At 45.8% G+C, this 23,659-nt stretch carries 22 protein-coding genes and 1 tRNA gene; 7 read left to right on the top strand and 16 right to left on the bottom strand.

What is annotated here, in order from left to right; genetic code table 11:
• The first annotated feature begins 19 nt into the window (after positions 1-19).
• Positions 20-541, top strand: a complete 522-nt coding sequence (locus BF9343_RS14970) for a KdsC family phosphatase (protein WP_010993275.1) — start codon at positions 20-22, stop codon at positions 539-541.
• A gap of 31 nt (positions 542-572) precedes the next feature.
• Positions 573-1,154: a Maf-like protein gene (locus BF9343_RS14965; protein ID WP_008769613.1), complete on the top strand. Its 582-nt coding sequence runs from the start codon at positions 573-575 to the stop codon at positions 1,152-1,154.
• Between the two features lie 192 nt (positions 1,155-1,346).
• On the opposite strand, the gene BF9343_RS14960 is transcribed toward BF9343_RS14965, so the two are convergent.
• The 5 genes from BF9343_RS14960 to BF9343_RS14940 all read right to left on the bottom strand — a co-directional run bounded on the left by BF9343_RS14960 (position 1,347) and on the right by BF9343_RS14940 (position 6,060).
• Positions 1,347-1,739, bottom strand: a complete 393-nt coding sequence (locus tag BF9343_RS14960; protein WP_005789333.1) for a hypothetical protein — start codon at positions 1,737-1,739, stop codon at positions 1,347-1,349.
• Positions 1,740-1,843: 104 nt separating this feature from the next.
• A complete protein-coding gene (locus tag BF9343_RS14955; protein WP_010993274.1) occupies positions 1,844-2,884 on the bottom strand; it encodes a hypothetical protein in 1,041 nt (346 codons plus the stop codon).
• An 18-nt stretch (positions 2,885-2,902) separates the two neighbouring features.
• On the bottom strand, positions 2,903-4,285 hold the full coding sequence (locus BF9343_RS14950; RefSeq protein WP_005802825.1) for an MBOAT family O-acyltransferase: 1,383 nt from the start codon (positions 4,283-4,285) through the stop codon (positions 2,903-2,905).
• Between the two features lie 3 nt (positions 4,286-4,288).
• Positions 4,289-4,531: an acyl carrier protein gene (locus tag BF9343_RS14945; protein WP_005802828.1), complete on the bottom strand. Its 243-nt coding sequence runs from the start codon at positions 4,529-4,531 to the stop codon at positions 4,289-4,291.
• 14 nt (positions 4,532-4,545) lie between these two features.
• Positions 4,546-6,060 (bottom strand): amino acid adenylation domain-containing protein, encoded by a 1,515-nt coding sequence (locus BF9343_RS14940; protein WP_010993273.1) that lies wholly within the window; start codon positions 6,058-6,060, stop codon positions 4,546-4,548.
• 373 nt (positions 6,061-6,433) lie between these two features.
• Here BF9343_RS14940 and BF9343_RS14935 point away from each other — a divergent pair, with 373 nt between their 5' ends.
• Complete coding sequence (locus BF9343_RS14935) at positions 6,434-7,273, top strand: glycoside hydrolase family 16 protein (RefSeq protein WP_010993272.1); 840 nt, start codon at positions 6,434-6,436, stop codon at positions 7,271-7,273.
• Positions 7,274-7,401: 128 nt separating this feature from the next.
• Here the strand turns inward: BF9343_RS14935 and BF9343_RS23760 are convergent, their stop codons facing one another.
• The 10 genes from BF9343_RS23760 to pheS form a co-directional block, all read right to left on the bottom strand.
• The gene (locus BF9343_RS23760) at positions 7,402-7,554 is read right to left on the bottom strand and encodes a hypothetical protein (RefSeq protein WP_010993271.1); all 153 of its coding nucleotides are present in this window, start codon (positions 7,552-7,554) and stop codon (positions 7,402-7,404) included.
• A gap of 42 nt (positions 7,555-7,596) precedes the next feature.
• Positions 7,597-8,106, bottom strand: coding sequence for a DUF3836 domain-containing protein (locus BF9343_RS14930; protein WP_005789313.1), 510 nt, complete (start codon positions 8,104-8,106; stop codon positions 7,597-7,599).
• A 245-nt stretch (positions 8,107-8,351) separates the two neighbouring features.
• On the bottom strand, positions 8,352-10,550 hold the full coding sequence (locus BF9343_RS14925) for a tetratricopeptide repeat protein (RefSeq protein WP_010993270.1): 2,199 nt from the start codon (positions 10,548-10,550) through the stop codon (positions 8,352-8,354).
• A 3-nt stretch (positions 10,551-10,553) separates the two neighbouring features.
• Positions 10,554-11,744: a DUF418 domain-containing protein gene (locus BF9343_RS14920; RefSeq protein WP_005789307.1), complete on the bottom strand. Its 1,191-nt coding sequence runs from the start codon at positions 11,742-11,744 to the stop codon at positions 10,554-10,556.
• 23 nt (positions 11,745-11,767) lie between these two features.
• Entirely contained in the window at positions 11,768-12,805 is a 1,038-nt protein-coding gene (locus BF9343_RS14915; RefSeq protein WP_010993269.1) for a porin family protein, read from the bottom strand.
• A gap of 16 nt (positions 12,806-12,821) precedes the next feature.
• Complete coding sequence (locus tag BF9343_RS14910) at positions 12,822-13,844, bottom strand: ABC transporter substrate-binding protein (protein WP_005789302.1); 1,023 nt, start codon at positions 13,842-13,844, stop codon at positions 12,822-12,824.
• 7 nt (positions 13,845-13,851) lie between these two features.
• Positions 13,852-15,111, bottom strand: a complete 1,260-nt coding sequence (locus tag BF9343_RS14905) for a phosphoglycerate kinase (RefSeq protein WP_005789299.1) — start codon at positions 15,109-15,111, stop codon at positions 13,852-13,854.
• Positions 15,112-15,200: 89 nt separating this feature from the next.
• Positions 15,201-15,878, bottom strand: a complete 678-nt coding sequence (gene nth, locus BF9343_RS14900; RefSeq protein WP_005789296.1) for an endonuclease III — start codon at positions 15,876-15,878, stop codon at positions 15,201-15,203.
• Positions 15,875-17,071 (bottom strand): MFS transporter, encoded by a 1,197-nt coding sequence (locus tag BF9343_RS14895; protein WP_005802840.1) that lies wholly within the window; start codon positions 17,069-17,071, stop codon positions 15,875-15,877. Before BF9343_RS14895 ends, nth begins: the two co-directional genes overlap by 4 nt.
• A gap of 111 nt (positions 17,072-17,182) precedes the next feature.
• A complete protein-coding gene (gene pheS, locus BF9343_RS14890; protein ID WP_005789293.1) occupies positions 17,183-18,202 on the bottom strand; it encodes a phenylalanine--tRNA ligase subunit alpha in 1,020 nt (339 codons plus the stop codon).
• Between the two features lie 622 nt (positions 18,203-18,824).
• Between pheS and BF9343_RS14885 the strand changes: the two genes are divergently transcribed.
• Positions 18,825-20,165, top strand: coding sequence for a hypothetical protein (locus BF9343_RS14885; protein ID WP_010993267.1), 1,341 nt, complete (start codon positions 18,825-18,827; stop codon positions 20,163-20,165).
• A 162-nt stretch (positions 20,166-20,327) separates the two neighbouring features.
• Here BF9343_RS14885 and BF9343_RS14880 read toward each other — a convergent pair.
• Positions 20,328-20,401: transfer RNA gene (locus tag BF9343_RS14880), tRNA-Ala, on the bottom strand.
• A 113-nt stretch (positions 20,402-20,514) separates the two neighbouring features.
• On the opposite strand from BF9343_RS14880, the gene BF9343_RS14875 reads away from it, so the two are divergent.
• The 3 genes from BF9343_RS14875 to pulA are packed head-to-tail and all read left to right on the top strand — an operon-like array spanning position 20,515 to position 23,440.
• Complete coding sequence (locus tag BF9343_RS14875) at positions 20,515-20,817, top strand: DUF4286 family protein (protein WP_029327278.1); 303 nt, start codon at positions 20,515-20,517, stop codon at positions 20,815-20,817.
• Positions 20,814-21,380 (top strand): crossover junction endodeoxyribonuclease RuvC, encoded by a 567-nt coding sequence (gene ruvC, locus BF9343_RS14870; RefSeq protein ID WP_005789290.1) that lies wholly within the window; start codon positions 20,814-20,816, stop codon positions 21,378-21,380. Before BF9343_RS14875 ends, ruvC begins: the two co-directional genes overlap by 4 nt.
• A 59-nt stretch (positions 21,381-21,439) precedes the next feature.
• The gene (gene pulA / locus BF9343_RS14865; RefSeq protein WP_010993265.1) at positions 21,440-23,440 is read left to right on the top strand and encodes a type I pullulanase; all 2,001 of its coding nucleotides are present in this window, start codon (positions 21,440-21,442) and stop codon (positions 23,438-23,440) included.
• Positions 23,441-23,659: the final 219 nt, after the last annotated feature.

The raw sequence follows: 23,659 nt of genomic DNA, 5'->3' as shown, positions 1-23,659 counted from the left end.
CCCGAAACATTAAATAAAAATGAGCACAATCAATTACGACCTTACCCGGATAAAAGCACTTGTTTTTGATGTAGACGGAGTGCTGAGCGCCAATGTCATCCCTTTGCATCCGTCGGGTGAACCGATGCGTACGGTAAATGTAAAAGACGGTTATGCCATCCAATTGGCCGTAAAAAAAGGGCTTCGTATCGCTATTATTACAGGTGGGCGGAGCGATGTCGTGCGGAAACGTTTTATCGGGTTGGGGGTATCCGATCTGTACTTCGGCTCTGCGGTGAAGATACACGATTATCGTGGTTTCCGTGACAAACACGGACTTACGGACGAGGAGATACTCTACATGGGCGATGACGTTCCCGATATGGAAGTGATGCGTGAGTGCGGATTGCCTTGTTGTCCCAAAGATGCGGTTCCCGAGGTGAAAGCGATTGCCCGTTACATTTCATATGCCGATGGAGGATACGGCTGTGGACGCGATGTGGTGGAGCAGGTGCTTAAAGCACAAGGCCAATGGTTGTCCGATGATGCTTTCGGATGGTGATTTCCAGTATATACCTTATTTATTTATCAGTATGCTTGCTAACTTAGATCGTTATAAAATCGTATTGGCCTCTAATTCTCCGCGTCGGAAAGAGCTGATGACGGGCTTGGGTGTCGATTATGTAGTAAAAACTTTGCCGGATGTGGACGAATCTTATCCCGATACGTTGCAAGGTGAAGAGATTCCTCTTTTCATAGCCCGTGAGAAGGCAGCCGCCTATCAGTCGATGATCGGACCGGAAGAGCTTTTGATCACAGCCGATACCATTGTCTGGCATGAAGGCAAAGCGCTCGGCAAACCTGTCGGAAGGCAGGATGCCATAGAGATGTTGCGGAGCCTCTCCGGTAAATCGCACCAAGTGATTACCGGTGTGTGTCTCACTACCCGAGAATGGCAAAAATGTTTCGCTGCCGTGACGGATGTCCGTTTTGCGATTCTTGATGAAGATGAAATCGCTTATTATGTCGATCACTATCAGCCCATGGACAAAGCCGGTTCGTATGGTGTGCAGGAGTGGATCGGTTTTGTCGGAGTAGAATCCATATCCGGCAGCTACTTCAATGTAATGGGACTTCCCATTCAGAAATTATACAGAGAATTGAAACAACTATAGAGAGTGTGCCGAAACTCGTATATACAACGGAGTAGCACAGAGTCTCACAGAGTAGATTTATTCTCTAAAGAACTTTTATAAAAAACTCTGTGTTGCCTTGTGGTGAATTATGCCTTCCTTGTAGGTCGCATGATTCCGTATGGCGACTCCCTCCGTGGAAGGAGAAGAGTGCCATGCGAAATTATAGTTTGATCATTTGTTTTCTGTATTTTCTTTCTCCATTTCGATATTGATAATTGTGTTATCCCATTTGTTCATCTTTTGCGTACCCAAATCTACCAGAAAGCCCGGCCAAAATAGAATGTTCCACAGGCAGGCATTGTTAAATGTAGATTCCAGGACAAAGGGAGTCGTTTGGTACCCTTCCTTTTTGGCTACTAGTTGTTTGTCTTCCCTTTTCTTTTTGATTTGTACAGTGACACTATTGTCTTCTTTGATTTCCGCTATTTTCTGTTTGGTCGATGCTTCGTAGATTTTAGTTCCATTCATTCCCGTAAAGGTGATATCTTGTTTGGAACTGCTGAATAATGTACAGCATGATGAAAATGAAATACAGACGGATAGCAATAATAAAATCTTTTTCATAATCTAAGTTTTTAATGTGATATAATTGTTTTCTTTGATCTAATTATTTCTTTCGGATCGAGGATGCTCTTCTTCTGTGTGTGCTACTGTTATGGGAGGAACTTTTATTGCCTGTGGCAGGTGTCTTGATCCTGATAAATGGCTTTCAGTAAGCGTGCTCCCAGCAGCGGACGATAATGACCGGGTTCGTAATAATGATGTATGTCGGCTGTGTATTCGTTGATTCCCGTGAAATCCCAGACAGCGGAATCACCCAGTATAGCCTTCAATATTTTTATGTCTTCCCGGCTGGTCTTTTTCTGATAGTAATCCGGACCGATAATGAACTTCAGGTTCGTGTGGTGCTTATCGCAGATTTTTTTGATGGAGCGAAGTACCTGAATCTGGCTGGCAAATATAACAGGAAGTTCTTCCATACCCGCATTCGTTCGCTTCTTGAATTCTTTTTCATGACGGCTCCAGTATATTTCGCCATCTTGCGCGATCTCTTTTTCTCTGGGATTGATAAAATTGTTCGTGTAAGGCTCCCTGACGGGATCTCCCGGATTTATAACCCCTTTCATATAAGGAGCATACTTATGTCGGATTAGATAATCTATGTAAGGAATCATTCTGTCCGGATAAAGGAACTCCTGCAGGAATCTCAACTGGAATCCCAATTGGCTGATGCCGGCTGCTTCGGCCGAAAACAGATGATTGTTGCCCGATAAAGGAGCGTTTTTGTCCAGTGATTTTTTATCCAGAACGATCAGTATATTTTTCAGGGGTGCACCTACAGAGTCGAGCAGCTGAAGCTTTTGACGGACGCCGCCCAGGCTTTCTCCGTTGTCATAGAAGCGTACGGCATGGTCGTTCTTATCCAGGTATTTTTCCCATTCTCCTGTCAGGAATGCCATGGTACAGGAGTTGCCGAGTATAAAGGAGTTATAGACTATCGAATCGCGATTCTGCAGATAATTCTGCCATCCCACATGGGCTTCGTTGAGTAGCATGGGAGAGTCATCGAATCGTTTGTAGGGGTGTAATACCCTATAAGGATCAAACATAAAATAGACAACCACTATCGGGATCAGCGGCAGGATCAGTAAAAGCAACTTCAGGCAAAAACGTGTCTTGGGGGAGATTCTCGATGAATGATGTAGCATGCGCGTAAAGGGTTTCGGTTAAAATTGTAAATAGATGAAAGTTTCCGTGTCAAATTTGCCTAACATCAGCAGAGCGAATACCAACAGATAGTAGACACTCCACCGTAACCATGCGGGTTGGCGTTCAAGTGTTTCCATCAGGTTGTACTTAGATGCATAATATTCGTAGATCAATACTAGTAATAGGGCCGAACCTGCTACGATGCAATTATGATCGCGTATGCCGATGTTCATTTCTTTCCAGGAAGAATGTACCTCGAACGAGATGTTCCGTAAGAAATACCAGGCATCGCTCAGCGATTGTACACGAAAGAATATAAGCGAGAGTGCGAACAATAGATAAGTCCGGACAATCAGCAAGCTGTCGGCCGCATATTTTCCTATATATTGGGGCAGATTATTGCGGAAAGCAGCTGTTTTCATTTCCCAGCAGATAAGGACACCCTGAATCAGGCCGTATATGGCGAAAGTCAATCCGGCCCCATGCCACAAACCCAATGCGAGAAAGGTGATGAGGAGGCTGAAGTAGATTCCCCACTGTCCCCAGTTACGGGTACCGGCGGTTAGCGGTACATAGAGATAATCGCGTACCCAGAAGGAGAGTGACATGTGCCAACAGCGCCAGAAGTCGGCAGTCGAGCGTGCTGCAAACGGGCGGTTGAAGTTAGGAGACAACTTGATGCCGAACATATAGGCCCCTCCGATAGCAATATCCGTATAACCCGAAAAATCGGCATACAGTTCGATAGGGTAGAGTAGGCAAGTCATTAGCAGTTGTACACCCGAGAGGTCATGAATCGAATGAAACATGACATCTGTTTGTGGGGAGATCTGATTGGCTATCAGCAGTTTCTTGATCAGTCCGAGTAAAATATATTTCAGTCCGGTCACCGCGTTTGAGTAGATGAACGGGCGGGGATCTTTCAATTGTGGCAACAGGTCTCCACCCCGTTCGATAGGGCCGGAGAGAAACTTCATGAAGAAAAGCATATAGATCAGGAAATCCACCCAGTTTCTTTCGCTGCGTTGCTCTTGCCAGTACACGTCTGTCAGATAACTGATGGCTTGAAATGTGTAAAATGACATCCCGAGTGGAAAGATGATATCATCTATGACCGTGCCATGAAGAAGGAGCCATCCGCCGATCAGGGCGATGATTCCTGCGATATAGACGGGTTTGGTCTTTTTTCCGGCTTTTGCCCTGCTTTCCATCCATTGTGCCCAAAAGAAGGTGAACAGTGCTACCACTACTGCCGTCAACAGGAAAGGCAGATAGTACCATCCGATGAAAATACAACTGGTTACCAGTAGTATAAGGTTGCGGGCACGGCCTTTGACTGCATAGTAGAGGAAGAAACAGAGGGTAAACAGGGCCAGGAAATTAAAAGAGAGGAACTGCATCGTTTATTCCATTTTGGTTAATAAGGCACTGCACAAATCGCCGACATTCTTGAACTTAATGACCTCCCTGAAATTGAAACGTACTCCGAAATGTTTCTCGATTTGAGCTATAATTTGCATGTGGGTCAGCGAGTCCCAGCCATCTACATCTTTTGAGGTAGATGATTCGTCGATACATACGTTGTCCTTTTTTAAGATATCACGGAAAATGCTTTGTAGTTGTTTTAATACTTCTTCTCGATTCATATTTATTATTGTTTTTAGAGTTTCTTCTCTTTTATCAGTTCGGCAATCTTTTTACGGTCTGTTTTATTACTATTGGTCACCGGAAATTGGGAAATACAATGAATCTGCTTCGGCAGCATGTATTTGGGCAGCTTTTCTTTCAGATATTCTATCAATGCGCTTTGGGTACATTCAGTTGTCTCGACGGCCAGATGTAATTCGTTACAGATTCCGTCGCAGAGCAACGGAACGGCAGCCACGCTGCAGGGAGTCTTGAAAAACGACTGGGCAGTATATTCTATTTCACTCAGTTCTATCCTGAAACCCTGTATTTTCACCTGATAGTCTTTACGTCCGCAATAAATAATATCCCCGTCGCTATCCAGAATACACAAGTCTCCGGTCCGGTAATAGATTTGTCCGTCGGGACGGTGTATCAGAACCAATGCCGATTTTTCCGGGTCGTCCAGATAACCTTTCATTACCTGCCGGCCGGATACCCAAAGTTCTCCCGTCTCTCCTTGAGGTAGCTCGTTTCCTTCTTCGTCGGCAATGATGGCGCGGATGCCGGGAAATGGTTTTCCGATAGCCACCATTCCGTTGTAATGCTTGCATTTGTCCGAAGCCGGAATACGGTAACAGGTGCAGTAAATCGTAGCCTCGGTCGGTCCGTATAGGTTGATGAACGTTGCGTTGGGTACCGATTTTCTGAATCGCTCCAACAGCTCGGTTTGCGATGCTTCTGCCGATACTCCCAGATATTTCAGAGAGGGCAGATTGATTTCATCGAAGTAGGGTGAAAGGAGTTGTAGCAGTGAGGGAGTGACAGTGGCAAAGGTCAGTTGATACTTCTCCAGAAGTTCAAACACCTTGAAGTGCTTTACATCCTGATGGCCTACCGTATAAACGGCAGCACCTAAAGTAAGAGGATACAGTAAGGATACTACGGATACATCGAATGTAAGTTCGAACATTTGCAACATGCGATCATGTTCATCCAGATTCCAGTCGAGCAAACTGTATGCCCGGTAAAAGGCGTTCAAGTTAGCCCGTGTGATGGGCACTCCTTTGGGCTCGCCTGTGCTTCCCGATGTAAAAATGATATAAGCGTTCCTTTCTTCGTTCGATGAATGAGACTGTTGTTCTGACTGTGCTTTTCCCGGTAGCCGGTCCGTATCGATGATTCTGAAGTGTCCGGTGCCGAATGCTGACCGGTCAGTGTCACTTGTACAGAGCAAAGTACGCAGTCCGGCCAGAGCGGCTATTTTGAGATTACGCTCTTCCGGGTAGGCAGGATGCAGGATAACATAGGTCTTTCCGCCGGCTAGTACTGCCAGAATAGCAGCATAGGTTTCAATCCGGTTTTCCGCTACGATTCCGATTTTTTCATCTTTTATTTCTGATAGCGAATGGGTGATAGAAGCTGTTATTTCACCGAGTTGGGCATAAGTATAATGTTTATCGTCAATAATGAATGCTTCGTTTTCGGGATAACATTGCATGGCGGAAAGAATATCATTGATAATATCCTTCTGGGAAGATGTTGTCATATCCATTAGTTTTTATTCATGTTTTGGGTTTAGGGGTTCTTTATATATCTTCTTGAGATCGTTTATTAAGATGACAGTGAAATGGTCTGATCTCCCTACGCACAATCGATTAAAGAATGTTAATTGTGTGGTACGCACGTGCCCGGTCTCGCTTTCCCTCTTTCGGAAGGGGAAATAGCGTTGGCTTCATAGCCGACGACTTTGAATGGGATAGACAACACGATACTTTATTGATACTTACATAAATTCTAATCGGACAGATTTGTCATCTCTATCAGATTGTATAAAAAAACAATGGGGGACGATGAACTAAATAAATATACGGTTTGTTGCTTATTAGTAATTTTATGTTTAACTCTAAAATCTTAGTATTATGAAAAGATTTCTTGTCTTATCATGCAGTGTTGCCATATCGGCACTTTTCTTCCATGCTTGTTCGTCTTCTGATGATTCAATGATCGATGCGCCTCTGACAAGGGCGGATGCAGTTTCGGAGAAGATCGTTTTCCAAGATGATTTCAACCAGGTAGATAGTATTCCTGATAGAAATAAATGGAGTTTGTGTAAGAAGGGAAGCCCGGCCTGGAGCAAATATTTATCCGAAAGCTATGATCAGGCTTATGTACACGATGGAAAATTAGTGTTGGTTGCCGAAAAAGTGAACGGAGTATATAAGACAGGAGGAGTGCAATCATTGGGTAAAGCGGAATTTCAATATGGTAAGATAGAGATATGCGCCCGTTTCACCAAGACGGCAAAGGGCGGATGGCCTGCCATCTGGATGATGCCTGCCAAACCCGTTTACAGTGGATGGCCTGCTTGCGGTGAAATAGATATTATGGAACAGTTGAATCATGATGGCATTGTATATCAGACAATTCACAGTCATTATAAAAATGATCTGGGATTCACTAAGCCTGTTCCGACAAAAACAGTGTCTTACAATAAAGGGCAATTCAATATATTTGGTATCGAGTGGACTCCCGAAGCTCTTACTTTTAAGGTGAATGGAGCTACTACTTTAGTTTATCCTAACTTGCACTTGGCTGATGAGAGCGTCAAAAAGCAGTGGCCGTTCGACACCTCTTTTTATTTGATTTTAAATTATGCCTTGGGTGGTCCCGGAACTTGGCCCGGTACTATAATGGATAGTGAATTGCCTGCAAAGATGGAGATTGACTGGGTAAAAGTGAGTCAGCCTAGGGGACGTTAACATTGTTAATTCATAATTTTCATTTTTACTTTTCCGGATATAAACAACAAGTCTTTGATGTATCAAAGACTTGTTGTTTATATCCAAAGCACTAACTTTAACACTGTGTTAAAACAAACTTTCTACCGTTAGCTTTCAAGATTGCTCAGTCGGTTGATTACCAATAGTATGTCTTGATTGATCGTTTGGGGGGCTGACAATGTTTCGATAAAGAGAACATAGGATAATTGTTCTTTTGCCAACTTCCGGATCCGGTTTTTTCCTTTTACGTTCCGGTTCATCCGATTGTGGTGTTTGACTTTCCCTGCATCCGAGGGGCTCCGTTAACGGGTTGTTGCGTAGATGTTCTCGTAAATGGGTGTCAAGGCGTCTTTCTCTAATATCCATTGATTGGTGCGGGAGTTCATTTTGTATGCATATTGGGCAATCAGTTGATTGTTATTGTCAGTTATGTATATATATTTTTTTGATAGATCGAATGATCCTTTTTCTTTATTCCATACAGAATACTCCACCGATGTTTCGGTCTCGTACCGGGAGATTACGGTCCTCGATTCTGTTTCCCAAGTGTTCTTGAATATGTTCCATGCATAGGTGGATTTCACTGTTTTCTGTTGATCGGTATCGTAGCTGTATTTATACATCTTTACCGGATTCAGTATGCCTGAGGCGGCATCGTTCATTGCATATATTTCACGGCAAACCAACTTTCCTCCTTCCATCGTATCGTTATGGATAAACTGTTTTCCATTGTTGGTTGCACATGCGAATCCGCATACTGAAACTAATGCAGCAGAAGCTAATACTCTTTTGAAAAATGTAATTGTTTTCATATCCTTTATTGTTTAGTTAGTTTATATCTTTCTTTGTCTATTAGACGTGATGGAATCGTATTAAGTTGCACGGATATGAAATTATTTTCAAATTATTTTTTGCAGGGGAAGCTTTAACGGGTATGCTACGTTGTCAGATGGATGATAATAAGCGGGTTATTAAAAAAGATCAGAGTGCCTCAGGAATCTGTTAATTAGTGATCAACTCCTGCCACACTCTGATCATTCTGTTTTTCTTTTTTGTTTTAAATCAGATCGAGAACCAAGGGAATGTCATCCAGGGTGACTCCTTTGCTTGTGATAATCTCCTCGTCTTTACGGAACACTTCAAGGAACAGCTCTTTGCTGCCATATAGTTCTGCGGCTTTGGTATATAGAGAGAGGGTTTTTTCCACGTCTCCCAAAGACCATGCTACATGACCGGCGTTCAGGTAATCTACCGGCATTGGGCTTTGATCAATCACTTTATCATAATACTTCATGGCCTGTTCGCGTTTAGCGATCATGAACGAACACCAACCGATGGCACGCCAGGCTTTGACGCAGTTACTCTCCAGAAAATCAAGTTTAAAGAAGTAGTTCAACGCTTCTTCAAAATTCCACATTTCCGCCAGACAACTACCTATGTAAAAAATCACTTTCGTATCTTCCGGCAACACTTCTTCCACTTTCCGATAATATTTCAGGGCCTCTTTGAATTGCCTGTTGAGGCGATAGCAAGTGCCCAGATGATGGTTGGTCCATACGTTGTTCGATTTCAGGATATCTGCTTTCCGGTAGGCCTTGATGGCTTCGTCATATCGTTTTAGTTTCTGCAAGGAGTAGCCCTGCTTCTGGCAGATTTCTGCTTCTTCTTCATCCATAAGCATATCAACTATCGTATCGTAGGCTTCGGCGGCTTCTTCCCAGTGCTTCTTCTTGAAGTGAAAATTAGCTATGGCTTCCATGGCTTCCGGATTGAATAGAATATCTATCAAATCCGGTTCGTTGTAGAGGCAGATGGACTCTTTGAATAAGTCACGAAATTCCAGTCTCCGGGCATAGAGTTTAAAGAAGCGGTACAGATCGTGCAGATATTGGTTGCTTACCGTATCGGGACGTTCGGAGAACTTCTTTAGCGTTTCGGCTTTCGACTGGTCTGCTAATTCTTCTATCTGCTGATCCGTAAGCTGATTCAGCATCATGTCCCGCTGCGATTGTGGCAATTGCTGCATCGTGAAGAAAAGTGAGTACTTATCGCTGTTGCAGAAGAAACCCGATTGCAGGATGATTTCCAATAGGCTTCCTCCCTCTTTTCCCCGATGACGGAACTCTTTGATCACATCCGATTGCTGCTTGTCGAAAGGATAGAACCAGTTGGAGATCTCTCTGAAGAATGGATAACTCTTGAGTTGTGAGAAAGTGCTCATATATACGTCGGCTCCTTCTAGTTGCAATTCGTTCATTTCACGCAACTTGTCACCTAGCCCCGACTTCTCGATGGCATCTGCCCAGTCAGGATTGGTGTCATCTTTCTCTTCGTCGGACTCTTCGAAGCCGAATTTCATGTTGCGCATAGGCGACATGCTTTTCAGCATTTCGGGGATGATCTCCTCACGCATTTTCTTGTCGATTTTTTCCGTCTCCTGGCTGAGCAGTATCTGGATATGTATGCGTAACAAGTCTCTTTCAAATGCAGTTTCTTCCATCAGCGCTGTGATGCGCAGATTGATCTCCGGATAGAAAGAGATGCGTGGCGAATAGGCATGCAGGATAAAAGTAATTCCTACCAGGGCTCGTTGGCTGACCTGTACATTGGGATGACGGTAAGCATCTATCAGCCACAAGAGTTTCTTGAGATCGAAACACTCCATCACACTGAGGGTAACGGCGCTTGTGAAGAGGCAAAGATCGTTCACCGGAAGCAGTTCGGACTGAAGCATGGCTTGTGCGGCCGCCACTTCTTCCGCAGTCCAGTTAGTATGGGTCCAGGTTTGCAAAAACAAAGTCTTCAAACTGTCTTCATGGCGTTTCAGCACTTCCTCCATGTTTTGGTCTGAGACGAATCCGCTTACGGCAAGATCGTCATTGAACGATTCGAGCGTATGCATCAGCATCTCCAGAGTGAGGGGGGATACCTCTTCGGAAAGGCGGGTACGGTACTGGTGATAGTAATGGTTCGATACGCTGTCCAGCAACGTAATACGCGCCTGGTCGGTAATCTCGAGTGTGTCGGTCAGCAGTTTCTGATACAGCTTTCTACGTTCCGGGTCTTCTACGCCCTGGCGCATGTATTGCAACATGTAGCTGTACGAAGTCTGTATTTGTTCCAGACGGGTACGGAGCGACCATTCGGGGCACTTCCATAGGAATGATTCCAATTGAGTTAATGCTTCCTTCAGGCGTTTTTGCCCGATCAGTCGGAGAATATATTGATATTGTTCATTGATAAGTTGTTCGTTCATAATTTACTTCCGTTTATTGTTTCCAATCCATGTAAGGCGTTTCCATAAACCTTCAAAGGGGCCGTGTTTGAAGTGGCTGAGCCACCAGGAACAAAATGCCATTTGAAGAAGTACAAAAAGGATGCCAAAAAAGAAACTATAAGTAATTCCCAGGAAACGTCCTAGTTCGAAGCCCCAGTGATAGAAAAGGAGGGACCCAATGACGGATTGTCCGATATAGTTTGTCAGGCTCATCTTTCCGTACGAGGTGAAGCGCATCAGAAATCTGCGGTCTTTGATGCGATAAAAAGTGATAAGCAGTCCGCTGACCAGCAGTACCATGAAACTAAGGTTGCTGAGAGAGCTGATGATCAATTGCAGAGGGACCCGTATGGCGTTGCGGGTGATAAACTCCGGCAACATATTATTCAGTCCATACAGAGGAAAGAAACAGATTAACGAGATGCCCAATGCTTTGAGCCAGTGCTGCTCGTTTTGTTCGCTATAAAGAAATAATCCCTTACGTCCTACAAGCATACCGAAGAGGAAGAGGGCAGGGGTCTGCAAGATACGTCCATGTTCCAGTGCCCAGGTCAGGTTGGCGAGTTGCCCTTCCCAGAGATTCATACGGATTGTTTCGAGGAAGGTGCCGTTTTTCTGTACATCGAAGGCAATTCCGAAGTAATGGGAAGCCAGACCGGGACCGGCTACATAATCCGGATTGCAAAGGGCATAGATCACTTTGCACCAGTCTATCGGTTGTATGATGAGCAGAGTGGCGAAGATAGCTATGCTCCGATCGCTGAGACGACAGGACAGGGGAAGTATCAGACCGAGCATGGCGTACATCGTCAGTATCTCACCGGTAAAGAAAGCTGCATTGAACTGCCCGATGATAAAGAGCAGCGCCATTCGCCAGATGAACCGGAGACGAAAGTCTTTGCCGCGGCGTTGCTGATTGTTGTCTTGTATATAGAAACTAAAGCCGAACAGTAGGGCAAATATGGCGTATGCTTTGTTGCTGAAGACAAAAAAGAGTCCGTTCCAGATAGCTTTGTCGGTGAATTTCATCCATTCGCAGGGAACAGTGTCCGGAAAGGAATAGAAGTTGAAATGTTCGATACTGTGTAGGATGATGATGCCCATCACAGCCAGTCCTCTCAATACATCGGCCACGTCTACACGGGCATTGGGTTCGCTGATTTTGTGTTCCATTGGTTATTGTTATTATGATTATTTCAGAATCTTACCTGTACCTGCGCCTGAAACAGATTGCTGTCTTTGCCTTTATTCCGGTCGCAGAAAGTGTATTGTGCTTGCAGCCTGCACTTGGGATAGAACCAATATTGCAGTCCGGCTATATAATTGGTCTGTTTCCTACTGACGGCTTTGTTTGCATTGAAATAGTCATACGAAGCCACAAGGTCGAAATTGCGTAGCATCCGGTAGCATCCGGTGGCATAAAAACCATCACTCTTCACGCCTCCATCCTTTCCGGCCAGATATTCGGAACGGAGGCTGAACGGTGTTGTCGTGATGACGCCTCCTATGCTCCAGCGATTTTTGGTATAGTTTTCTCCTGCCCGGATGTCGGTTATTTCGGAGTCGGCAATGGCGTGTCCGGTCCCTTTGATAAACGAACCACCCACCGACAGCCATTTCAGGGGATTCACCATCAGGTTGCCGATGATATCTTTTTGATTGTTTTTATCCTTGATGTTAAGTCCTTGTCCATTCATTATGGCTAGTTTGTAGCATAGCAGATCATTCAGCAGGCCTCCATGAACCATGGCCCCGATGTCGCGTCCCGATGTCATGCCACAGGCGACATCACTGCCGCTCACCCCTGCCAGATAGCAGACTGACTGAGAATAGCAGTTGATCAGTTCTACGGTAGTGGGCGACAATTCATTTTCGATGGTATAAGGAACCTTAAATTCGCCGATACGCACTTTCAGCCCGGGTAGAATCCGGTAATCGGTGTAAACTTCGAGCATCATGCCGCCGTTGTAAAAGTCGTACATAAAATCACAGGTCCAGCGGTCCGTGATCTTTCCGTGAGCCATGAAAATGATTCGTTTGATGTCGAACGTATTCATTTTTTTTGCTGCATCGTCATAGGTATATCCCAACTGCGCGTATCCGGCCAGAGTGATTCGCTCTTTCAGTGTGTTGACCACTTTATTCAGTGTAGCAGCCTCTTCTTTCTCCTGCGCTTTCAGGGGGCTGCCTGCCAGGAGTATCAGTGCGAATGTTAACAGGAATGTGTTTTTCATCTTTACTTTGTTGTATTTATTGTGGTTTGAGTGTGCCGGGAATGAAGGTGGTATCCACTAAATTTTCTCCCGGATAATAGTCGGGGATTGCCCCTTTACTCTTCAGCCAGGCAATGATTTTTTCTATGTCGTGGTAAGACGGACGGGTAGCAGGCCGATAGTCCGGCAAGTCTATCTGCATGGCCGCCTTTTCCTGCAGTCCGAATTCTTTTACTAAAATTTCCGTCCATTCGTTTTGAGGACGGGTTTGCAAGTATTTCACGCCGAGATTGTAGCCGGTGATAAACCGCCTGATCTCTTCGTCTTTTTCCGTGATGGCTTTTTCTGAGAAAACAATTCCGGTGCAACGCAGTCCCATTTGTCTTGTGTTCAGTAATGCTGTATGCCCATCGTTCAGGGCAATTGCCGTTGCCGGTCCGGGTAAGAAAGATGCGGAGATCTGTCCATCCTCCAACATCATCAGCCTCAAGGGGATATTGTTTATTTCAGGTTTGTTCACTTCTCCGGGGTGCAGGCAGGCCCGTTTCATTACTTCGTCTGTGGCATATTCTACAAAGGTATTGCCGGAGACAGAAATATTCTTCCCTTTCAAGTCGTCCGGATTCCTAACATTGCTTTTTTTACTTGCTATCAGACTGAGGCTGCCATCGGTTTCCATAACCAGACGTAAGCGGCTTCCTTTTGCCTGCAACAGAGTTGCACCTGGGTAGTCGGTGAGCATACCATCCAGTTTCCCCGATAAAAAAGCGGCATCGCGGTCAGTTGCCGAAGCATAAGTAATGAAATCGATTTTGATATCCAGCGAGTCATAAATACCCTGACGGACAGCAACCAGAGAAGGCAGTCCATCGAAAGAAGGCATCAGTCCGAAAGTCAGAGTTTGCAGTTCCGGCAAAGCGGAATGCTTCTCTTTCTTTCCTGTGCAGGCTGATAGAAAGAAAAGGAACAGGATACTGAAAAGGAGGCTCTCTCCCCATTTCCGGCTTTTAAAAAAGGCAACTCCGAGCGGGGTTGCCTTTTCTGTCTTATAGTGATTCACTTCAGTCTTATTCCTGGATAGCGGCAATACCCGGAAGAACTTTTCCTTCGATTGCTTCGAGCAGTGCTCCACCGCCTGTAGAAACATAAGATACACCATTTGCCAGACCGAACTTGTTGACACAAGCTACAGAGTCGCCACCGCCAACGAGTGAGAAAGCGCCGTTCTTAGTAGCTTCAACGATAGCTTCGCCTACTGAACGAGAGCCGTGAGTGAAGTTTTCGAATTCGAATACACCTGTCGGACCATTCCAAAGAATTGTCTTAGAATTCTTGATCACTTCGGCAAAGATCTCTTCAGATTTCGGACCGATGTCAAGACCTTCCCATCCGTCAGGAATTTCGTTAACCGGGCAGAATTTAGTATTGGCATCGTTAGAGAAAGCGTCAGCAATCTTAGCGTCAACAGCTAATACCAGATTTACACCTTTGTCTTTGGCTTTCTGCATCAGTTCGCGAGCCAGATCCAGTTTGTCATCTTCGCAGATAGACAGACCGATCTGTCCACCCATTGCTTTGGTGAAAGTGTAAGTCATACCGCCTGTGATGATCAGGTTGTCTACCTTGTTCAGCAGGTTTTCGATGATTTCGATCTTAGAAGATACTTTTGATCCACCCATGATGGCAGTAAACGGACGCTTGATGTCGTTCAATATCTTATCAACGGCTTTCACTTCTTTTTCCATCAGGTAGCCAAACATCTTATTGTTGGTGTCGAAGTATTTAGCGATCAGTGCTGTAGAAGCATGAGCACGGTGAGCTGTACCGAATGCGTCGTTTACGTAGCAGTCTGCATACGAAGCCAATTTCTTGGTAAATTCTTTCTGGCTCTCTTTTACGGCTTTCTTGGCTGCGGCTTTTTCTTCGTCGGTTGCGTCTTCAGCCAATCCTCTTGGTTTGCCTTCTTCTTCAGCGTAGAAGCGAAGGTTTTCAAGCAACAGCACTTCGCCCGGTTGCAGAGCAGCGGCTTTTACAGCAGCTTCTTCGCCCATACAGTCGTTGGCAAACTGAACTTCAACGCCCAGTAACTCTGATACATGCTTAACAATGTGTTTCAGAGAGAATTTGTCAGCAACGCCTTTCGGACGGCCCAGGTGAGAACCGATGATGATGCTACCACCGTCTGCCAGAATCTTCTTCAGGGTAGGAAGTGCAGCACGGATACGAGTGTCGTCTGTAATGTTGAAGTTTTCGTCCAAGGGTACATTGAAGTCCACGCGAACGAATGCCTTTTTACCGGCAAAATTGAAATTGTCAATTGTCTGCATAATACTTTATTTATTTACTTTAAAAGTGTTAGTTTCTTTTATGATGACCGCAAAGTTAGTATTAATTTCTCTTTTTTGCTATGAAATCGTTATTTATTCTTCCTCTTCGGTGTGTCTTTGCTAACTTTATACTTCTCACAGTAATATTTACACATCAATTGTAAACCACAGGTTTCACATTTGGGAGTGCGGGCCTGACAGACGTAACGTCCGTGCAGGATCAGCCAGTGGTGAGCGATGGGAATCAGCTCGTCGGGGATGTTCTTCATCAGTTCTTTTTCTACACTGAACGGGGTGGTGCAGGAATTACTTACCAGTCCGATGCGGTGACTCACGCGGAAGACGTGAGTGTCTACCGCCATGGCAGCTTTGTTGAACACGACGGACTGAATGACATTGGCCGTTTTGCGCCCTACACCGGGTAACTTGATCAGTTCTTCAAGAGTATCGGGTACTTCGCTGTTGAAGTCGTTCACCAGCATGCGTGCCATGCCCACCAGATGTTTCGACTTGTTATTGGGGTAAGATACGCTGCGTATGTACTCGAATATCACCTCCGGTGTGGTAGCAGCCAGTGCTTCCGGTGTGGGGAAATCCTGATAAATTCTAGGGGTGATCATGTTCACCCGCTTGTCTGTACACTGTGCGGAGAGGATAACGGCGATCAGCAGTTCGTACGGGTTGTTGTAATGCAGTTCCGTTTCGGCCACGGGCACATTTTCCTGAAACCAGGCGATTACTTTTTCATAACGTTCTTTCTTTGTCATCTTAGTTTGTTCTTATGATAATGGGGTGCGACTTTCAGGTTGAAATAAAAGGTGGAAACCACCGTCAGGCAAGCTCCGAAGAAGTAAGCCATGTCGAACGAAGTCAGTTGGGCGATATATCCGCCCAGTATCAGGCCGATGCCGATGCCTACATCCCATGAAGTCAGGTAGGTGGAAGTGGCCGTGCCGCGTTGGCTATTAGGGGCCAGGTTGACAAACAGGGTATTGAAGGCCGGAAACATGGTGCCGAATCCGACTCCCAGCAACAGAGCCACCATAAAGAAAAGCACATCTGTCAGTTCGGGACTCAGCGACATCAATTTGCCGCAGGCTGCCAGTGTGAAAAAGCAGGCACACACCAGATAGAGTCCCAGGGTGATGACTTGTGTGATACGTCCTTTGTCCACCTGACGTCCGGAAAACATGCGTGAGACAGCCATGCCCACTGCCATAAAGGTGAAGAACAGCCCGGAGCTGAGTGTGATCCCGATCTCCTTGGCATACATGGCTATATAAGTACTCGTCATGCCGTAGGGAATGGAGAGTAGGAGCAATGCCACTCCCGCAGGTATACCTTTAATTAATACGAACCGGTCCAGTGAAATCGGTTCACGTTTTACCGGTTCCTTAACAGGTGTCTTTACCAGGCAGGCAGCCGCAAACCCCACTGTACCGGAGAGGAGTGAACACAGGAAGATGGTCTCGAACGAACAGGTGTCGTGCATAAAAAGTCCGATCATCGGTCCGAAGCTCATGGCCGTGTTGTTCATCAGTCCGTAGTAGCCTACCGCTTCTCCGCGGCGGGAAGAAGGAGTGATGTCGATTACGATGGTATTACCCGCTACGGTCACCATTCCGAAAGCCAGTCCATGCACCACCCGGAGCATGATGAACAGTGACAGCACCCCGGCAAGGATGTATCCGGCAAAGACGGTGATGAACAGGAAGTAGGCGATCAGGTAGAGTGGCTTGCGTGCCAGCGTGTCCAGCAGATAGCCCGAGAAGGGGCGGATACAGAGTGAAGCTACGGTGTAGCAGGATAAAATGACCCCTACGGCTGCATTTCCGGTTTGGAAAATTTCAGTCAGATAGAAAGGCAATACAGGCAGAATCAGATAGAAGGCAAAGTATAAAAGGAAGTTTGCTGCCAGTATCAGAACATAGCTGGGGGTGACAAGCCTATCTTTGGACATAGTATGGTGGTTTTGATTGGACCGCAGAGTAACACAAAGTCTCACAGAGAGCCTCTTTTAATTTTAAGAAAACCCTGTGAGACTCTGTGTTCATGTCTGCGGCAGTAAAATTTAATAGGCCGCTTCGAACTCCTTCAGGAAACGTGTATCGTTTTCGGAGAACATGCGGAGGTCTTTCACCTGATATTTCAGGTTTGTGATGCGTTCGATACCCATACCCAGAGCATATCCGCTATACACTTTGCTGTCTATTCCGTTGGCATCAAGTACGTTCGGGTCTACCATTCCGCAACCCAAGATTTCGACCCAGCCGGTGTGTTTGCAGAAGGGGCAGCCTTTTCCGCCGCAGATGTTACAGCTGATATCCATTTCGGCGCTGGGTTCTGTGAACGGGAAGTACGACGGACGCAGGCGAATCTTCGTATCGGCACCGAACATCTCTTTGGCGAAGAGTAGCAACACTTGTTTCAGGTCGGTGAAAGATACATTGCGGTCTACGTACAGCGCTTCTACCTGGTGGAAGAAACAGTGTGCACGATAGCTGATAGCTTCGTTACGGTAAACGCGTCCCGGACAGATGATACGGATAGGTGGTTGCGAAACCTCCATCACACGGCTCTGTACCGATGAGGTGTGTGTGCGCAGTAGTACGTCGGGATGGGATTCGATGAAGAATGTGTCTTGCATGTCTCGTGCCGGATGGTCTTCGGCAAAGTTGAGTGCGGAGAACACATGCCAGTCATCTTCTATTTCCGGACCTTCGGCAATGTTGAATCCCAGACGGGCAAAGATGTCAATGATTTCGTTGCGCACAATGGAAAGCGGATGGCGTGTGCCCAGCTCCACGGGATAAGCCGAACGGGTCAGGTCGAGATCGTCCTGTCCGTTGTCCTGGTTGTCGAACTGTTCTTTCAGTGCGTTGATTTTTTCTTGTGCTTTTGTTTTCAGCTCGTTGAGCTTCATGCCGACTTCTTTTTTCTGTTCGGCAGCCACATTGCGGAAATCTGCCATCAAGTCATTGATGGCTCCTTTCTTGCTGAGGTATTTGATGCGCAGAACTTCGAGTTCTTCGGCATTGGCGGCTTTCAAGGCCCCCACCTCTTCAAGAAGTTGATTAATCTTAGCTATCATATCTTGCGATTTATTGTTATTCGATTTTCGTTAAATTGCTGCAAAAGTAACAATAATATTGCAATCAAAGAGGATAGAAAGAAATAAAATGTGTCGGTTGGTTGCCTCTTGCCGATCTTTAGGCTTTCTCTTTCTTTATTTGTATATGATAATCGGAGGTGGAGAGATGTTTTCTCTTCCTCATGCAGTAGGTGTTGTAATCGCTCGTCTGTCTTTTATGATAACGTACATCTTCTTGTGTAAGAGGGTGCTTTCTTTCACTAGTGAATCTCTTTTTTATCATAACGGGTTACTGTAGTTGTTCCTATCATAAACTGCATGCCGGTCCTGTCCGTCGTTATCGCATCACCGAAGTCAGCTAGGAGGCGCTGATGAAATGTTTTCAGCGTTGGAGAAAACGTCGGGGATACCTTCATTGAGCCGTACGGACCTCGTGTGAATGTTAAAAGATAGGACTATGCGATTATTTTATTTACAAATGATTCGTTATTATGTAATAAATGATTAATTTAGCGGGTGCAGAAGGGTGATTGGGTGAACCGTCCGTTAATACTATTATTATGTAAATTGCGAGTGCTTCGTACTCTGCATCTGATTTCTGCAAACCTTAAATTGTATCGATATGGCCGATTGGAAGTCAGTAAAAAGTATATCTGATAAATATGGAATCAGTGTAGAGAGAGTGATAGCGTGGGTACGTGAAAGCCAAATCACCACTTCCGTTGTGGGCAGCGTGGTGCTGATTGATGACGGGAGCGTGTGCGAATTGGTAGAGAAAGAAAAACGGTTGGCGCACCTGAAAACCAATTACGAGCAACTTTGCGCGAAGTTTGAGCAGCGCATCGAGGCGGAACTGCGTGCAGACGAAGATGCCGGACTCAAGATGCGTCTTCTGGATGGTTTCCTCCCCGTTCTGCACCGACTACTCTGCGTGATGATTGACAAGCTGAACACCGAAGATCGAAAACTGTTCAACAGTGCCTTCACAGCCGCCCCTCTGTATCGGATAGCTCGGGAAATGGGATTTGAGTCTGTAAAAGACTACCTCATAGCGTACAGGAAGGTGACCAGGAGGCTGCCCGAAAGCTCGGACGAACTTATCAAGCGTCTCCAAACCGACCTTGAACGAAGCCGCGACTCTTTTAAGGAAATGGAGCATACGCTGCTGAGAGCAAGGCAGAACCATGAAGACGCTAATCGGATGTGCAGTGACCTGCGCGACAAGGAGATATATTACATTGAACGGTGCGAACGGCTGAAAGAGAAAAACCGAGAGAACGAGAAGCGCGTAGAGAGACTCAAAAAACGACTTCTCAAATGGGAAAAGTGCCCAAACGTGGGGGAGGCCGGAAACACCGGAGAGGATGAAAGCCTGCAGGAACTGTCGGACGAGGTGGGGAATTTGCATATCCGTGAAATGGAACTGCGGGCTCAGCGCCGGGAACTGATTACGAGGGTCGCCCGTCTGGAGAGGGAAATGTATAAATACAATAGCACGGAAAACAGCTTCAAAAGCAGACTGGGCGAAAAGGGCGCTTGGAGGAAAATCGAGAGCGAATTTGAAAGGTGTGCCCGAACATATTTTGGTAGAGACGTGGAGGTGGTGTCGCGGAAGGAAGCGCAGGAAATACGGCAGCTCCAGATAAAAGCGCTGGTAGACGAAAACTATGCTCAAAGCGGGGCGTGGAAAGAGATGATGGCGGCGACGGAGGCGAAGTTCGCGATGTCCGGGGAGACAATGCCGGATGCCGGGAAGCTGGAAAACGAAGAGGGCGAAACCGGAACTGAGCCGGCGGCCAAAGACGAAGTGGAGATGATAATAGAAGGTATAGCGAGCTTAGACGAAATGGGGGCATCGCTGGACAGATATAAGAAAGAAACCAGCGAGATGATCGAAAAATATAAGGCGGACGAGGAAAAAACGGAGGGCTTCTGGAATAGACTCCGTTCCATGTTTCGTTAACTCTAATAACTAACACTATCGCCTTCGTTTTTTGTCCTGTTTCGTATATAGTGTTGTATACCGGTATACTCTGTGGTAAATCCTGGAAAAACAAAATGGGGAAGTCCTCACGGATTTCCCCACTTTAATGATGAAATATTTACTATTTTTATTAATTGGGTGTGGAGAGTATCGGACTCGAACCGATCACCTTAACACTGCCAGTGTTACGCTCTAGCCAGATGAGCTAACCCCCCATGCTTAATGATAACGTTTGCGAACGTTTATCTGTTTTGGTGCTGCAAATATAATGTATTATTCTGAAATAATTGCTATGTTTGCGGAAATAATCAACTTAAAGATAAAAAATATGCTGATATACAATACTACTTTTCAGGTGGACGACGAAGTTCATGATAATTTTTTGATCTGGATCAAAGAGAGTTATATTCCTGAAGTAGAGAAACACGGTGCTCTCCGTGCTCCGCGCATCTGTCGTGTGTTGAGTCATCGTGACGAAGGTACTTCCTATTCGCTCCAATGGGAGGTGGACGATTCTGTCGTGCTGCATCGCTGGCATCAGGATCAGGGTGCGCGGCTCAACCAAGAGCTGGTGAAGATATTTAAGGATAAAGTAGTCGGATTTCCCACATTGATGGAGGTATTGGAGTGATTCAGCCGGTAAAAGAAAAGATTATTCTGGGCATTGATCCCGGTACTACGATCATGGGATACGGAGTGCTCCGTGTTTGCGGGACAAGACCCGAGATGATCGCTATGGGGATCATCGATTTGAGGAAGTTCGGCAATCATTACCTCAAACTTCGTCATATCCACGAACGGGTGCTTAGTATTATCGAAAGTTACTTGCCCGATGAACTGGCAATTGAAGCTCCTTTTTTCGGGAAAAACGTGCAGTCGATGCTGAAGCTCGGACGTGCTCAGGGAGTAGCGATGGCGGCTGCGTTGAGCCGTGATATTCCTATTACTGAATATGCCCCGCTGAAAATAAAGATGGCCATCACCGGCAACGGGCAGGCCTCTAAAGAACAAGTGGCGGATATGTTGCAACGCATGCTGCATTTTGCCAAAGAGGATATGCCTGTTTTTATGGATGCTACCGACGGATTGGCAGCTGCTTATTGTCATTTCCTGCAGATGGGGCGTCCGGTAATGGAGAAAGGGTATAGCGGTTGGAAAGATTTTATAGCCAAAAATCCCGAAAGAGTAAAGTAGCGACGGATTCTGAACTTAGACAATAAGTAGATAACAATATATATAATAGAGAGAAAAACATGAAAATGAACTATCTTGCCTTTATCGGAGTGACAGCGGCTACAGCTGTAGTGAGTTGTACTCCCGCCAAGAAAGAATATGCGTCTTACGAATTATATCCGGTACGTTCGGGTAGTCTCACGGAGATGGAATATTCACCGGAGTCTACCAAGTTTACCCTTTGGGCGCCTACTGCCGATGAAGTCCGTCTGATGTTGTTCGACTCGGGTGAAGGTGGGCATGCTTACGAAACCATTCCTATGGAACCGGGTGAAGAAGGCACTTGGATGGCAACGGTCAGAAAGGATCTGATGGGGAAGTTCTACACATTCAATGTCAAGGTAAACGATAAATGGATGGGTGATACACCCGGTATCAATGCCAAAGCGGTAGGGGTGAACGGAAAACGTGCGGCCATTATCAACTTGAAGTCCACCGATCCACAAGGTTGGGAGACAGATCAGCGACCGCCGTTGAAATCACCGGCTGATGCGATCATTTATGAAATGCACCATCGTGATTTTTCAGTAGATTCTACATCAGGGATTCAGCATAAGGGAAAATTTTTGGCATTGACAGAACATGGTACGATGAACTCTGCCAAATTGCTGACCGGAATCGATCATCTGATCGAGCTGGGAGTAACACACGTCCATTTGCTTCCGTCTTATGATTATGCTTCGGTAGACGAAACCAAGCTGGATGAAAATAAATACAACTGGGGATATGATCCGCAGAATTACAATGTACCCGATGGTTCGTATGCTACCGATCCTTACGATCCGGCTGTCCGCATCCGCGAGTTTAAGCAGATGGTACAGGCACTGCACAAAGCCGGTATACGGGTAGTGCTCGATGTGGTATACAATCATACATACAACACCGATGGCAGTAACTTCGAACGTACGGTACCTGGATATTTTTATCGCCAGAAGCCGGATGGTTCGTTGGCCAATGGTTCGGCTTGTGGTAACGAGACGGCAAGCAACCGGCCTATGATGCGTAAATATATGATTGAATCCGTGCTTCACTGGATCAGGGAATACCATATCGATGGTTTTCGCTTCGACCTGATGGGCATTCACGACATCGAGACGATGAATGAAATCCGTAAGGCGGTCAGTGCTGTAGATCCTTCTATCATTATTTATGGTGAAGGTTGGGCAGCGGAAGCACCTCAGTATCCGGGTGATTCGCTGGCAATGAAGGTCAATACTTGTAAAATGCCGGGTATTGCCGCCTTTTCCGATGAAATGCGTGATGCGTTGCGTGGTCCTTTTAATGATAATCATAAGGGAGCGTTCCTTGCCGGGATCCCCGGGGAAGAAGAGAGCATTAAGTTTGGTATTGTAGGAGCTGTCAGTCACCCTCAAGTCAACAATGATTCGGTGAATTACAGTAAAGCTCCTTGGGCTTCCCAGCCTACTCAGATGATCAGTTACGTATCCTGCCACGATGATATGTGCTTGGTAGATCGCTTGAAGTCGAGTATCCCCGGCATCACACCCGAACAACTCGTACGACTTGACAAACTGGCGCAGACGGCAGTGCTGACTTCGCAAGGTATTCCGTTCATCTATGCCGGAGAAGAGGTGATGCGTGACAAGAAAGGGGTGCATAATAGTTTTGAGAGTCCCGATTCTATTAATGCCATTGATTGGAACCGAAAGACAACTCACGAAGATGTGTTCGCCTATTATAAGCGTTTGATCAGTATTCGTAAAGCCCATCCCGCTTTCCGTATGGGAGATGCCGAGATGGTACGTAAGTACCTGGAATTCCTCCCGGTAGATGGTGGTAATCTGGTGGCTTTCCGCTTGAAAGACCGCGCTAACGGAGATACTTGGGACAACATTATCGTGGCACTTAATGCCCGTTCTGTTCCTGCCAAACTGGCGATACCCGAAGGTAAATACACTGTTGTATGCAGAGATGGTGTGATTGATGAAAGAGGGTTGGGCTCGTTATACGGACCTGAGGTGACGGTTCCGGCACAGTCTGCACTGATCATTCATCAGTAGGGAGTGTTGCGAAAAAAAATCATCACGGATTACACTGATTCACACAGATAAAAAATAAATGACTGATGGTCAATGTAAAATTCTGTGGCAATTGATGTAATCCGTGGTGATTTCTGACTATAATAACTTTTGTTGATATACAAAACCAATATAAAGTTAACCTAAATTGATTATCTCTAAAATACTGTTCTGAATGTCGAGGGATGTGTGTTTATAGAG

The sequence above is a fragment of the Bacteroides fragilis NCTC 9343 genome, from assembly GCF_000025985.1.
GTDB classification, from domain to species: Bacteria; Bacteroidota; Bacteroidia; order Bacteroidales; family Bacteroidaceae; genus Bacteroides; species Bacteroides fragilis.
Note: the sequence above shows the minus strand (reverse complement) of the source record. Positions and strands in the feature narration are given on the sequence as shown.